Below are 13,413 nucleotides of genomic sequence, written 5' to 3' on the forward strand. Positions count from 1 at the left end.
CCCAGGCAGGGGTGCGACAGGTTTGCGAACGGAAAGTCGCAGGTCGGGCAGGCGCCGTCGGTGCGGATGGGTGGCGATTCTGGCTTGTGGCCGGTGTGAATCCACGCGACCCACGCGTTTCCGTGTAGTGCCAACAGACCGTTGATCATGCGTTCCCCCGAACTTCATCGGGCCAGCTCCCCCAACCCGATGTTCAAAACATTAGCCGATGGCAACGTCGGTGTGAATCGGGGAGAACCCTCGAGTTTCGGGAGGGGGCCCTTGTCGGCGCTGGACAACAACCGTGCTGGTCAGCGGCGCGACTGAGCGGCCTAATCCGGCTGGCAAACCTCGAAAATGGGTGGTAGCAGGTGAGCGATCTGGGATCCGATTTCAGCAAAGACCTCCGGCGACTGGCCGATGGGGTCGGGGATGTCCAGGAGTTCGTCTACAGTCAGCAGGGAGCGGCGAGCGGCTAGGTCGGGGACGGTGCGAGCGCCGCGCTCGAAGATCAGCCGTGAGGCCTCCGCCAATGTGAACGTTCGATGCAGCCGGTGAGGTGCCAGCTCCAACACCGCATCGCGGTGGGCCCTCGTCATTGTCAGGATGAGGTCAGCGGCCGACGCGATCTTCGCGGTCAGCTGGCGTGCGGCGAAGTTTGAAGAGTCACCGCCTAAGCGCTCCAATACGGGAGCGGCTTCGGGGTGAATCGGATGGCCGACGACGGCGCGAGCTCCAGCACTGGATGCCTGAATACCATGGAGCCCGTTTGCACGGGCTAGCGCAAAAAGGAGTCGCTCGGCAGTTGGCGACCGGCAGATGTTTCCGGTGCAAACGAATAAGACATGCATATGAACTCCTCGTTTGACCCTTAACGGGGCGCTGCCCAGACCAGCGCCTGGACCGAGGTCAGTATCGGTGGTGTGGTTAGGCACAGTGCAATGGGTCTCGGTTCGGCGCATCGCAAGCGATTGGTTCCGTCGCGTGCATGAGGCGGCGTTGAAGTCCGCAGAGCAAGCGCATTTCGGCTGGTGGGCGGGCAACCGGCCCTGACTGCTGCCAGGCCGTATCCTTGCGGCGGTGGTACCAACCAAATTGGGTCTCGCGATGTGTAGTTCGTACTAGTGGGGGAGTAACAGGCGGTGGGAATGCCTTTCGCACGCCGCGTCGCTCTTCGCGGGGCCGCTCAGGGAATTGCAGTAGGGACGGCAGCCTTGCTCGGTCTTTGGCCGAGAACAACGGAGGTGACATCCTCCTCGCTCGAGTTCAACCTTCCTGCCGCGATTCCGGCCCCGCCGACTTATCACGTCTCCAATGGAGGCGACGACAGCAATGACGGTCTCTCCCCTGGCGCGGCCTGGGCAACCATTCAGAAGGCCAATCACGCCCTGCCAGGCGATGGATCCTGTCTCCTGTTCCGAAGAGGTGACACCTTCTACGGTGAGCTCAACCTCCCCTTTGGGTGCGAGGTCGGGGCTTACGGTGAAGGAGCCCGGCCGATCCTGACCATGTTCAAGTTGCTGACACGCGCGGACGGTTGGGCAGAAGAATCACCTGGAATTTGGAAGATCGATCTGGGCTCGCCTGATACCCATCTCGGGTACACCGCGACCACTGACGCCAATATTGGCTTTCTCGAAGTGGACGGGGTTGTTCAACCGGCATTGAAATTTGATTTGTCGGAGTTGAGCACAACCTGGGATTTTTACTGCGACATCCCGAAGAACACACTCTTTGTTAAGTCCCCCGGTAATCCTGCCTTGCTGTCCGACACCATCAAGGCAGCGCCGAAGGGGAATGCGTATGGAGCTACCGGGACAATTATTTATTGTCAGAGCGGGAATAATGAGATCCATGATGTCCACATTACGGGGACGGGAGCGTGCGGCATCCGCGGTAATGGTTCTGATGTTCATGTGCACGATTGTCTAATCGATTACATCGGCGGATCGTGGTTGTCGGGGCAGTATGAAGCCAACACGCGATACGGGAACGGTATCGAGCACTGGCCCAATGTGCGTCGATGGACGATCGAGAATAACGAAATAGCCGAGGTGTACGACGTTGCTTGGAGCCCGCAAGGTCGTGACCCGGAAGGCGGCCCGGTCTGTTGGGAGGACATGGTTGTCCGCAACAACCATATTCACGACTGTGCGCAAATGTTCGAGCTTTGGTCTCAGAATGGCAACCCAGATTCACCGGGTTTCGTGCGAATAGTTGTTGAGGGAAACCTCTGCGAACGTGCTGGAGGGGGAGTCTTCTCGGATGTGCGTCCCGACCAGAACGTCAGAGTCGATCTGCTAAGTTACAAATTGCAGACACCTGTCGACATAACGATTCAGGACAACATCTTTAACGGTGCGCACACGGCTTATAGTTACCACGAAAATGAGCCGCCTGCTGGTTACGTCACCCGCAACAATACGATCCGCTTGAAAGCGGGCACCAAAATCCAGTTTCAGCGTGACGAAACAGTGGAGGAAGCTGCAGCGTGGCAAGCTGCGACTGGTCGCGAAGTGGGCTCGAACTTCATCGTCGTTCCGTAGCTGCCGTAGGCCTGGTGGGCAAGTGCGCTCCGCGTGAACTGGAGTTTTTGGAGTGGTTGGCGGCCCTTGCCGGCTCGACGGGCCGCCTACTCGGGATGTAGCGCTGATAGCGCCGCGCAAATCCGACCGGGGCCCGGTGCACGCATCGTCGATAGCGACTAGGATTTGGCGTGGGGAGGGGTAGTGCCCGTGCGTCTTGGGGGGAATTCAGTGGTTTGTATCGAAAGCGATGTCGTCGGTCGGCCGGTGCCTTGGGCGCGCGATTTGACTAGTGCTGGTGTGAAAACTCTTCGTTTATGCGCAGCAAACCATCATGTCGTGTCGTGGTCGGCCGGTGGCTGACGTGCTGGACGGCCAACCGACTGTTCGGATACTCGGAACTCATGGCGTGCCCGCAAACTACGGCGGTTTTGAGACCGCTGCCCAGAATGTGGCGCGCTACTTGGTCGATCACGGGTGGCGGGCGATCGTGTATTGCCAAACTGACCACGACGGCCCGGTCTACGAGGACGAGTGGAACGGCATCGAGCGAGTCAACATCTCCGTGCCAAACCTGGGATGGCTCGGAACCGCAAAGTTCGACTGGCTCTCGATCGTCCACGCTGTTAGGCACCGTGACGTCTGCCTGACGTTCGGTTACAACACCGGAATTTTCAACTTATTGCAGAGGCTGTATCGAGTTCCGAATGTCATCAATATGGACGGTATCGAATGGTCGCGGAGGCGATGGGGACTATTTCGGCAGGCGGTTCTCTATGTCAACGAGCGTTTCGCCGCATTGTTCGGCAACGAGCTGATTGCCGATCACCCAGAGCTGAATACCTACCTCCGAACCCGCGCGCCGGCGCGCAAGATTACGACGATCACTTACGGTGCGTACCCAATCGCCGACGCACCCACCGGGCCTGTCGAGAGGCTTGGCCTCGAGCGAAACGCCTACCTGACGTTGATCGCACGCCCCATCCCCGAAAATTCAATCCTTGAATTGGTTGAGGCATTTTCGGCAAAGAGGCGAGGGATCCGCCTGGCCGTGCTCGGTGCCTACGACGGTACATCCGACTCGTACCATCGTGCGGTTCTGAAAGCAGCGAGCGACGAAGTCGTCTTTCTAGGCGCAATCTACGATGCCGACACCGTGCAGGCGCTGCGTTATCACGCGCTCGGGTACCTGCATGGGCACACAGTCGGTGGCACGAATCCGTCACTGGTCGAGGCGTTGGCCGCCGGGAACCCGGTGATCGCACATGACAACAAGTACAACACGTGGGTCGCTGATGACGCGGGCCTCTACTTCAGCACGCCCGCCGATGCCGAGAAGAGAATTGATGAGCTCCTCGACCAGCCTGATTTGGCAAGGAAGTTGAGCCGCAACGCGCTCGCCAGATTCAACAGCGAGTTCACGTGGGATCACGTTGCTGGCCAGTATGAAGCGCTGTTACGCAAGTGTCAGCGTCACTCCCGGCCGCGAGCGAGTTGAGGGGATTGGCGCACTTAGGGGGATGGAATGGTCAACGTCGGGATCATTGGGCTTGGGAAAATGGGGCTATCGCATTTCTCAATCATCAACGCGCACAAGGATGTCAAGGTTGTCGGTGTCTGTGACGCGAGTGGGTACGTACTCGACATCCTCGGCAAGTACACCGGGGTGGACACGTACAACGATCTAGGCAGAATGCTTGAGTCGGGAAACGTGGAAGCGGCGGTGATATCGACGCCATCGAAGTTTCATGCGCCGATGGTGCGGGAGTGCCTAGAGCGGGGCATCCACGTCTTCTGCGAGAAGCCGTTCTGCTTGGACCCTGCCGACTCACTAAGTCTTACCGCGCTTGCGCAAAAGAAGTCGCTGATCACCCAAGTTGGTTACCACAACCGGCATTTGGCAACGTTCGGCGAGGTGAAGCGGATTCTTGAGCTAGGTGCACTGGGCAGGGTCACGCACGTCCTGGCCGAGGCGTACGGACCTGTAGTGCTGAAGCCCAAGGGCAGCAGTTGGCGCAGCAAGAAGGCCGAAGGTGGAGGCGCGTTGTACGACTACGCGGCACACCCAGTCGATCTGATGACGTGGTACTTGGGTCGACCAGAGTCGGTGTCGGGCACAGTGCGTGGGCAGATATTCTCCGCCGAGACCGAGGACGAGGTGTTCACGACACTGATGTGGCCCAGCGGCGCTAGTGGCCAACTCTCTGTCAGCTGGTCGGATGAGTCGCAGCGCAAAATGTCGACGCGGATGTCGATCTGGGGCACCAACGGCAAGATCTCCGTCGATCGGCAGGAAATGCAGGTCTATCTGCGCGATGCAGCGTTAGCGCCCGACGAATACGCGAAGGGCTGGACGGTTCGCTATACCACTGAGTTGACTGAGGAGGTTGACTTCTACGTTCGAGGAGAGGAGTACTCCGCGCAGCTCGATACGTGGATCGAAAGGATCGCCAGCGGTGCGGTTTCAGGCCCTGCTGACTTTGCAGAGGCCAGCGTGACCGACGAAGTGCTCTACGCAATCCTCAACAGCTCTGACGGTGGGCTGCGCAGTCTCGATGTGTCCCAAAAGTCAGCCGATGACCAATTGGGGGAGACCACCGGCTTCTGGGGCAGGCGAAAGGAACGACGTCGAAACCGCTCAGTTCGCACGGGCGGGGGAAACTGACATGGACCGCCTGCTATTCGGCGACAACCAGTTCTTTGGCGTGAACCACATGTCCGAGGAAAAGGCACGGGCTCAGGCGATGCGCTTTCAATCGCTCGACGCCGTCATGTCTGTTCTCGACGCGGCGTACGGCGCCGGTGTTACGACCTTCATGTGCACTACCCACGACCGCATTGCCGACGTCGCCCAACGGATCCGGGCCGAGCCTGAACGTTACGTCGAACAGGTATTCATCCCGTGCATGCCCTACGCGCACAAGTATGCGAATGCGATGTCCGAAGCCGGGATGTTTGGTGCTATTAAGCAGTTCCTGCCCGACGGAGGTTTCCTCGATGCGGCGATGCGGGGCGGCAAGTCGTTCGCGAGGAAAGACGTTGAGGGCATCATAACTCTGCTGATCGATGCCGAAATGAAGATGTTTCACGGTTTAAAGACGCCAGTTGTGTTTCTTCAAAACGTGGTTGTCGATTTCCTATTGGGAATGGGTTTTGTCGACGCCTTCCGAATTTTTGCCGATCACGTCTCGAGTGAATACAAGGCTGAGCCGGGGTTCATCACGATGAACATGCCGCGCCTGCTCGACGCCCTCGATGCAGCCGGAATCGAGAACCCTATTGTCTGCTCCAATATTAATAAGCTCGGCTTTCGCATGTCTGGCGGGATCGACAGCTACATCGACGCGTTGACCAACCGCAGGTTCCGGGCCGTGGCAATGTCGGTGTTCGCGTCGGGCGCGATTCCCGCGGACGAAGCGATCGAATGGGTTGCCTCGCTGCCCAATATTGAATCGATCGTGTTTGGTGCCTCGAGTCGAACGAACATCGACAGCACCGCTGAATTGATCCGGAAGTACTGGGCGGTCCAATAATTGCGGTCCTTCATCGGCGCGGCAGCAGGTCAAGCCTCCCGCGCTGGTGAGACAGTCAGGCGAACACCGATCACCGATCACCGACGTGCCAAGGTGCTCACAAGTGCCGGAGGGCTGTCTCCGCTCAGAACGCCCCCGCGGCTCGCAGCGATTCCTCGATGGCAGGGTAGATCTTCTCTCCATAGGGCGGCGCCATGAACACGGTATCGCGCTTTGTAGGGGTGGATCCCACAAAGCTGGGGCACCGCTTGCCGTTGTTGCAGAACCATTGACGCGAGTCAATCCACAACCCGTTCAAGGATTTTGCGATTTCCAGTTCGGCCACGGCCATTGACCTCCATAGCTTTGGCACCTGACTGACGCAGTCCGCGGGTGCCTTGGCTGGATAGCACTCGCTTATTTCTATCCCCGCAGGCGGTGGGGATAGAAATACGAACTTCTTGACTCTGTTACGGATCGTTTCGGCAATTTTCAGCATCGACTTGGACCAACGACCAGTCGTCACGTTCTGGTCGCTGCCAGCGATGGTTCTCGCACCGTAGGACTGCGAGATGATCAAGACGTCGGGGTTCCAATGGTTGATTACGTCGATGACGTGGTTCTTCCGCGCTGGACAAGCGTCAAGGAGAGATTGATCAGTTGTGGCTATGAGGTCGTCGACGAAGCTGCATCCGCGCATCGCCTCGGTGTGCACTTGAATCTGTCCACCCGAGTTCAGCGCAATCTCGCGGAGAGGGGCGGCGTAGCTCAACCCGACAGAGTCGGCTACCAGGACGATGTGCGTCTTGGCGGTAAACGGGCCCCAGGTGCACGCGAGTGCGTCGGGGAATTGGACTCCGCCGCAGTCGGTGACCTCTGGGGGCAGTGAAGGACCTGTGATCACGGATTCCATGGAGGGCACCAGAGTGGGCCACTGGGTGGCCTTGAGCGCCGCCTGTATCTCTTGACTGAGCGCAGCCGCCAGCGGTGTTGGTGTGGCACCGGTGTCGCCGTCCGCCGCGACGGAGTTTTGGTGATCCTGAAAGTCCGCGCTGGGTCGCGTGGCGGTGTACGCCGAAATCCCAATTATCAGGAGGATCAGCACGACGATTGCTACGTATTTCGTGCCCGAATACTGGTGGTGCGCGCGAAACTCACGATGGAATCTGCACAATCTTGCCCACAGAGCCGTCACTGTCCCCCCTTGCTGCTTGTGGCAATCCCCCCGGAGATGGGGAGATTGTATCGACGGCGCTGATGCACCTGTTCGGTACGACTCAAGATGGACGGCGTCGTCCGATGGGAAAGGGAACCCCTTATGTGCAGGGGCCGTTCCCCAGTGCCGGAATTACGCCTTGCGTGTGGCGCGCATGCCATGAAGTGGTGTCGGCGGGGGCCGAGTCGCTAACGCACCTAGATTCGTCACCGGCTGTGTTGCGTTGATTCGCAACGAATTTCATGTCGACCCCGTGATCATCTGACGGCTTGGTGCGCCCGAGCAAGTATCACCGTCTGTCAGCGCTAGACGGTCGCGGCCGGAATCTGTTCCTGCGAACTGCAGAGCTGGCATACGCGTAGGGCGGCCCGCCGCGCTAACCTGATGCAAGGGGTGGTTATCGGATGGGGCTTGCCGATCTTAGATTGCTACAGGCCGTACACCATTAGGGGAGGATGGGACCGCAGCGGTGATCGTCGGATGTACGGGATCGTGTCTGCGCAATCTTCCTCAACCCTTGTACGGAACGCCCCCTTGTTCACTGGCTGCTAAGTAGACGAGGAAGTATTGTCGATGAAGTTAAGGCGAATAACCGTCGTCGATGTGGCGGATTTGGTTCCGTCGTGAGCGCGGGGGGCGGGAAATTTCCGGAAGTCACCGACGAGATCGTCGATCGTTACCGTGACAACTACGCACTTTCGTCTGACATCGTGGTCACCAAAGAGATGGTCCAGAAGCACGTTGACCTTGAATACTCTCTAAAAGAAGTGCTGCTCAGCTCATCGCCAGAACAGCGACCAGATGTCTGGGCCGAGAGTTATGACCGCCTATATCGCGAGTTGCCGTGGCTGGCGGAGACATCGTCGATTGAAAACCGCAGTACAGATCTCCAGTTCGGTCAGTTTCTGAGACTTATTCCGCTCGGGGCTCGAGTGATCGAAATAGGGTCGGGACCTGGTTTCTTGGCCAGATATCTGACGGAGAATGGTCGAAATTGCGTCGCGACTGAAATCACCGCCGAGCGTGGAGTGCGTGAAGATGGCGATGTGTCCTGGCACCTAACGGATGGAATTCACCTGGATTCGTTCGAACCGCAATCCAGCTACGATGTCGTGCTCTCGACGCAGGTCATCGAGCACTTCCACCCAGACGACGTCCAACGTCACTTCGAAGGTGCATTCGCTCTCGCCAAGCCGGGTGGGAGTTACATTTTCACAACGCCGCACGTCTTTTTCGGCCCAGCTGATCTGTCCAGAGTATTGCACCTGGACAGAGCGCACTTCATGCATCTCAAGGAGTACACCCACAGGGAACTCGGTGAGACTGCCCGTCGGGCGGGTTTCAGTCGCGTATACGCCGTCTACGTCCCACCCGCCGTTGTTCGCAAACGTCTTCCGTTTGTGCTCCGATCGCGGTTGCTTTACGTAGTTCTGAGTCAACTTGAACGCCTCTTCGCGAACGCTCGACCTCCACGGCTAGTGCTACGGGCTTTGATGTTCCATGGTGACGTCTTCATCATGGCGACGAAGTAAGGGCACCTATGCGCGTTCTGTGGCTTAGCCCGTGGCTGCGTCCGCTTGCACGGGCCAACGTCGAGGGTCTTCGTGCGCTCGGCGTCGAGGTGATGTTGATAACCGCACCGCTCCATCCAGAATCCGACGCGCTGCGTGAGTACGAAATCGAGTTGCTCGGTCGTCCGCTGCCCCACAAGGGGTGGCTCCCGTTTATCGCGGCGTACGGGCTTGCCAAGCGTTTTCAGCCGGACGTCGTCGTGACCGAATTTCTTCGCGATGTCCGTTGGCGTGCTTTTGGGTCTCTTGCGCCGCGTGTCCGCCTCGTTCACGATGCGCGGCCACACGACCCTACGGAGGTGCTCCCGTGGTGGACTCGGATGTTCTTCGATCGGTGGGACGCTACGGCGGATGCAACCGTGGTCTTCAGCAAGTACGTGTCGGACGCTATTCGCGCTGGGGGAGACCTCCGGCAGCCACTGTACGAGGCCCCGCTCACCAGTGACCTTGACGCTGTATCGGTCCCTTCGTTCGTAGCCGCTGCAGAGCGGAAGAACTTCGTGATGGTCGGCAGGCAAAAACCGTACAAGAATCACGACGTCGTGTTCGCGGCCTGGGAAGCGCACATAGCGGGGCCGTTCTGGCGTGGGGATGAATTAGTGCTGTTGGGCGACGGGGTGATCTCCCGGACACTGCCGAATCATGCACGTTGGCAGCGGGGTTCATATCGCTACCGGCAAATAGTGCCTGAGCTCGCTGCGTACAAGGGGTCGATCGTGCACAGCCGCGCCGCCTCGCAAAGCGGGGTTCAAGTGTTGTCGATGCAGCTGGGCGTACCAACCCTTGTGTCGACCGCCGGCGCCCTACCCGAATACCAGCCACACGGTCTCAGTGTCACGGGCATCGACGACGTTGAAGCTCTAGCGAGCGCTATCGACGCCCTCGCAGATCCGTCTGAGGTCGTTAGGCAGGCAAAGGCGGCCAAGGCGCATTACCAGACCTACTTCGCTGCCGAGATTGCGGCCGGGCGATTGCTCGAGATCTTCACCGACATCGTGCGCGGCGATCAGGCCGCCACTGTGGACCGCCCGGGCAATGGTTTAGGCAAGCGCGGGTGAGGTTACGGCGAAATGGCACTTTGGGCCGAAAGCGGAGCGATCCTGTGCCCAACGGTCAACGGGCACTTTGGGTTTCGTCAAGCCTTGAAACGTACGGCGGTATTGCGACCTTTGTACGGAATATGAGTGAGACTCCGCTTTGGCTCGAATGGCAGGTTCGCCACGTGGCGACCCATTGCGACGGAACGAAACTGGCCCGGATCAAGATCTTCGCGTCCGGGCTCGCGAGCTTTGTCGTCGAAATAATCCTTCGTCGGCCAGACGTTGTCCACCTGCATACCTCGGAACGCGGAAGCTTCGTGCGCAAGGGGATTCTGATCTGGGTGTCCGCTGCTTTCCGGCTGCCGGTGGTGCTCCACATGCATGGTGGGGAGTTCCACGAGTATTTCGAGAACGCGGCCCCATCCGTTCAGCGGGCTATCCGGGCAACGCTTGTCCGCGCTGATGTTGTCGTAGCCCTCGGTGACGTCTGGGCCAAGCGGTTGCGAGATGCCGCTCCCGGCGCACGGGTTGAAGTGATGCCGAACGCGATTCGGTCACAAGATGCCGTCGACCAAGAGTGTCCCGGTGTGGTGCAAGTGGTGTTTCTAGGCGAGCTGTGTGACCGAAAGGGAACATCGGTCCTGATCGACGCTTGGAGCATGATGCTTGCTGGCAACGATGTCGTGTCGACGAAGCTGACCATCGCGGGGTGGGGCGAGATCGATCGCGCTCGCGAACAGATTCGACGGCTCGGCGTGGAGGATTCCATAAGCTTGGCGGGCTGGTTGTCTTCAGCGGAGGTCGCGCAGTTGCTGGCACACTCCCACGTACTCGTACTGCCATCGATCAATGAAGGTCAGCCGATGGCAATACTCGAAGCAATGGCGCGCGGAATATGTGTTGTGTCAACGACTGCCGGCGGCATACCGGAGATGGTGGGCGACGGTGACGGGGTCTTGGTGACCCCCGGCAGCGCACGCGAGTTGGCCGACGCGCTTGAGTTAGTCGTCTCCGACGACGCTGCGCGGCGGCGATTTGGTGAACAGGGACGCCGGAGGGCAAGGGAAGAATTTGACGTCGGAGTGATATCGCGTCGATTCGACGATATGTATCGCAGTGTCGTCGGGGCCGATGAACCGCTTGATGGGCTGGGGACGGCTATCCTGCGAACTCCAGGGGATGCGCGCCCCGGACGCCGACCTCGACGGCGAAAACTGCGCCGGCGTCTGGCTCCCGATCGTCAGGCAGACCCTGGCGCGAAGTAGTCACAAATAGCACGGTGCGATCTGCGCCGCCGAATGTGCACGAACTCGTCTGAGTGACACCGGGGACGCTAATCGTGTCAACCAATCGTCCGGAGGTGTCGTAGTGGTTGACCGCGCCTGCACCCCAGAGCGCGACCCAAAGGCCGCCCTCTTCGTCAATCGCCATGCCATCAGGAAGGCCTGGCGTATCAGTAATTTCGATGTGCGGCCGACGGTTCGACCACGCTCCGTTATCGTCGACGTCGAAGGCATCTACGCGCCTCGTCGGAGTATCGATGTAGAACACACGAGTTCCATCCGCGCTCCATTGGAGTCCGTTCGAAATCGTCACGGGGCTGAGGATTTGAGCGACTTCTCCGTCGGGCGTGACGCGGTATACGGCTCCCTTGTCTGAATCGCCGTCGTAGTTCATCGTTCCGATTACGAAGCTCCCGAGTGGGTCGCATCCTCCGTCGTTGGTTCGTACGGTCGGGTCGAGCACGACCCGAGCAAGAGGCTCGAACGTGGCCAGCTCTGAATCTGCGAGGACGAGCCCATGTTCAGTGGCGAGGACGAACCCAGGCCCTGAGCGATGTCTGATGACCGTTGCGGCTTTGCTTGGAACCGGGTAGCGACGAACTCCGCCCTCTGTGTCGATTGCGACGACGGAAGCTGCCAGAACATCCATGCAAAGGAGTCGCCCGCCGCGGGAATCCCAAAAAGGGCCTTCGCCGTGGTTGGCGAATGAACGAGTGAACCGTTCGGCGCCACGCACTGGTGGTCGACTGGAGCTCATTGGCGGAATAGTAGCCTTGGCGGGCGCTGATGACTTCGCATGGCGGTCGCTGTTTTCGGTTCGAGTTCTGATTTCGGCGGAGAACCTGAGCAAGAACCTAATTTGTACCGGCGCCGACAAGCGACCCAACTGTCCCATTGACGGGAAGCTGTCGGCACACCGCGGCGAACTGTGATGCTGCGATGGGCATGTTAGATTTTTCGTGTGCCTTCGCTAGGAACCGCCAATATTGTCGCATTGACATCAGGTTCGTTCTCATCGCTGCCAAAGGCTTTGAGCCGATGACAGGGTATTCCTTTTCGAGGAAGGTGCGTCTGAAGCGTGCGTTGAGACGCTACTTCAATCTGGTCGCCGGCTTACTTCGAACACCAATTCGTCGACCAATGGCCACGATTGTCTCGGGCGCGGCTTCGGTGGAGAAGGCTCAGGAGGTAGAGGCAAGGCTGCGATTCCTATTCGAGCATCTCGAAAGCGACCTTGATATTCGAACGGTCCGGCGGGCGTCTTGGACGTCATACATCCGGGATGCCGCGGTAGTTGCCGCCGACAGCTCAGCAGTCCATGGTTTTGCGTTGCGGCACCTGGAATGGGTAGCCGATCTCGACTACGACACGAATCTGGCTGACGGCTGGTCGTTGATGGAGCTCGGAGTTGCGATGTCGCCCCGTCGCACCTCCCGCGCGCGAATAGCGGTCGCGGGTAAACGATTTCGAGAGCATATCCGAAAGCTTGAGACGAATGAACCTCGGCCGGCATATATCTTTGGTACTGGCCCGTCGTTGCATCTTGCTCTCAATCGTTCCTTTGCAGACGGAGTTACCATCGTGTGCAACACGATCGTGCGAGATCCAGAACTATGGCGGCACTTGGCGCCTGCATTTCTCGGCGCAGGCGATGCTATTTATCATTTTGGTGACAATCCGCATGCCAGAGCTTTCCGTGCTGACGCATTGAGCCGACTTCAGGAGTCGGAGGGTCGTACATTATTCGTTTATCCGGCCCAGTTCGATGTGATCGTGCAGTCCGAGTTCCGTGCTGTCGAGTCGCTCTTAGTGCCCGTCCCGTGGGGTGAACATACAAACATTGCAGTCGACCTCAATGACCAATTTTTTCTTCCCGACGTCGAGAATGTATTGGCGAATCTTCTACTGCCTCTGGGCTGTTCACTAAGCCGCGATGTCCGGATGTGGGGGTTCGATGGACGAGGGCCGAGTGACAGCGGCTTCTGGGCGAATTCCGATCGGCATGCTTATCCCGAACTCATGCAGTCCATACGGGATGCGCATCCTGCGTTTTTTGCCAATAAGACGCCGAAGGGCAACGAAACTAAGTATGTCAACCAAGTCCACGGGGATTTGTTGGACGAGCGGATGGCGGAAGCCGAGCGGCGCGGCTTCCGGTTTGAAATGCTCCACCCATCGTGGACACCGACGCTACAAAAGAGGTACCGCGAGGAGTCCTCGGACCAGCTTTGATGGCACGAGCACCTCTAGTGGAAGGCTGTGGTCTAAGAAAGTGTGGGCCGTGCAT

At 58.9% G+C, this 13,413-nt stretch carries 11 protein-coding genes; 8 read left to right on the plus strand and 3 right to left on the minus strand.

What is annotated here, in order from left to right:
- Nucleotides 1-311: 311 nt before the first annotated feature.
- Nucleotides 312-830 carry a low molecular weight phosphatase family protein gene (locus B1790_RS07820; protein WP_079922649.1) on the minus strand — a complete coding sequence of 173 codons (519 nt, stop codon included), beginning with the start codon at nucleotides 828-830 and terminating at the stop codon, nucleotides 312-314.
- A gap of 393 nt (nucleotides 831-1,223) precedes the next feature.
- On the opposite strand from B1790_RS07820, the gene B1790_RS34180 reads away from it, so the two are divergent.
- From B1790_RS34180 to B1790_RS07835, 4 genes are all read left to right on the plus strand, one after another.
- Nucleotides 1,224-2,525, plus strand: coding sequence for a hypothetical protein (locus B1790_RS34180; RefSeq protein ID WP_142271129.1), 1,302 nt, complete (start codon nucleotides 1,224-1,226; stop codon nucleotides 2,523-2,525).
- 334 nt (nucleotides 2,526-2,859) lie between these two features.
- The gene (locus B1790_RS07825; protein ID WP_079922650.1) at nucleotides 2,860-4,002 is read left to right on the plus strand and encodes a DUF1972 domain-containing protein; all 1,143 of its coding nucleotides are present in this window, start codon (nucleotides 2,860-2,862) and stop codon (nucleotides 4,000-4,002) included.
- A gap of 27 nt (nucleotides 4,003-4,029) precedes the next feature.
- Complete coding sequence (locus B1790_RS07830) at nucleotides 4,030-5,169, plus strand: Gfo/Idh/MocA family protein (protein ID WP_079922651.1); 1,140 nt, start codon at nucleotides 4,030-4,032, stop codon at nucleotides 5,167-5,169.
- Nucleotide 5,170: 1 nt separating this feature from the next.
- Nucleotides 5,171-6,037: a hypothetical protein gene (locus B1790_RS07835; RefSeq protein ID WP_079922652.1), complete on the plus strand. Its 867-nt coding sequence runs from the start codon at nucleotides 5,171-5,173 to the stop codon at nucleotides 6,035-6,037.
- Between the two features lie 124 nt (nucleotides 6,038-6,161).
- Here the strand turns inward: B1790_RS07835 and B1790_RS07840 are convergent, their stop codons facing one another.
- Nucleotides 6,162-7,211: an SGNH hydrolase domain-containing protein gene (locus B1790_RS07840; RefSeq protein ID WP_142271132.1), complete on the minus strand. Its 1,050-nt coding sequence runs from the start codon at nucleotides 7,209-7,211 to the stop codon at nucleotides 6,162-6,164.
- Nucleotides 7,212-7,855: 644 nt separating this feature from the next.
- On the opposite strand from B1790_RS07840, the gene B1790_RS07845 reads away from it, so the two are divergent.
- The 3 genes from B1790_RS07845 (at nucleotide 7,856) to B1790_RS07855 (ending at nucleotide 11,108) form a co-directional block, all read left to right on the plus strand.
- Complete coding sequence (locus B1790_RS07845) at nucleotides 7,856-8,764, plus strand: bifunctional 2-polyprenyl-6-hydroxyphenol methylase/3-demethylubiquinol 3-O-methyltransferase UbiG (protein WP_079922654.1); 909 nt, start codon at nucleotides 7,856-7,858, stop codon at nucleotides 8,762-8,764.
- 8 nt (nucleotides 8,765-8,772) lie between these two features.
- Complete coding sequence (locus B1790_RS07850; RefSeq protein WP_079922655.1) at nucleotides 8,773-9,861, plus strand: glycosyltransferase family 4 protein; 1,089 nt, start codon at nucleotides 8,773-8,775, stop codon at nucleotides 9,859-9,861.
- 122 nt (nucleotides 9,862-9,983) lie between these two features.
- Nucleotides 9,984-11,108 carry a glycosyltransferase family 4 protein gene (locus B1790_RS07855; RefSeq protein WP_369832306.1) on the plus strand — a complete coding sequence of 375 codons (1,125 nt, stop codon included), beginning with the start codon at nucleotides 9,984-9,986 and terminating at the stop codon, nucleotides 11,106-11,108.
- Here B1790_RS07855 and B1790_RS07860 read toward each other — a convergent pair.
- Nucleotides 11,002-12,021 carry an SMP-30/gluconolactonase/LRE family protein gene (locus tag B1790_RS07860; RefSeq protein ID WP_369832307.1) on the minus strand — a complete coding sequence of 340 codons (1,020 nt, stop codon included), beginning with the start codon at nucleotides 12,019-12,021 and terminating at the stop codon, nucleotides 11,002-11,004. The two genes, B1790_RS07855 and B1790_RS07860, sit on opposite strands and share 107 nt — an antisense overlap.
- A gap of 143 nt (nucleotides 12,022-12,164) precedes the next feature.
- Between B1790_RS07860 and B1790_RS34185 the strand changes: the two genes are divergently transcribed.
- The gene (locus B1790_RS34185) at nucleotides 12,165-13,358 is read left to right on the plus strand and encodes a hypothetical protein (protein ID WP_142271133.1); all 1,194 of its coding nucleotides are present in this window, start codon (nucleotides 12,165-12,167) and stop codon (nucleotides 13,356-13,358) included.
- Nucleotides 13,359-13,413 lie beyond the last annotated feature (55 nt).

Origin of the sequence: Mycobacterium sp. AT1, assembly GCF_002043095.1 — a bacterium.
GTDB lineage: Bacteria > Actinomycetota > Actinomycetes > Mycobacteriales > Mycobacteriaceae > Mycobacterium.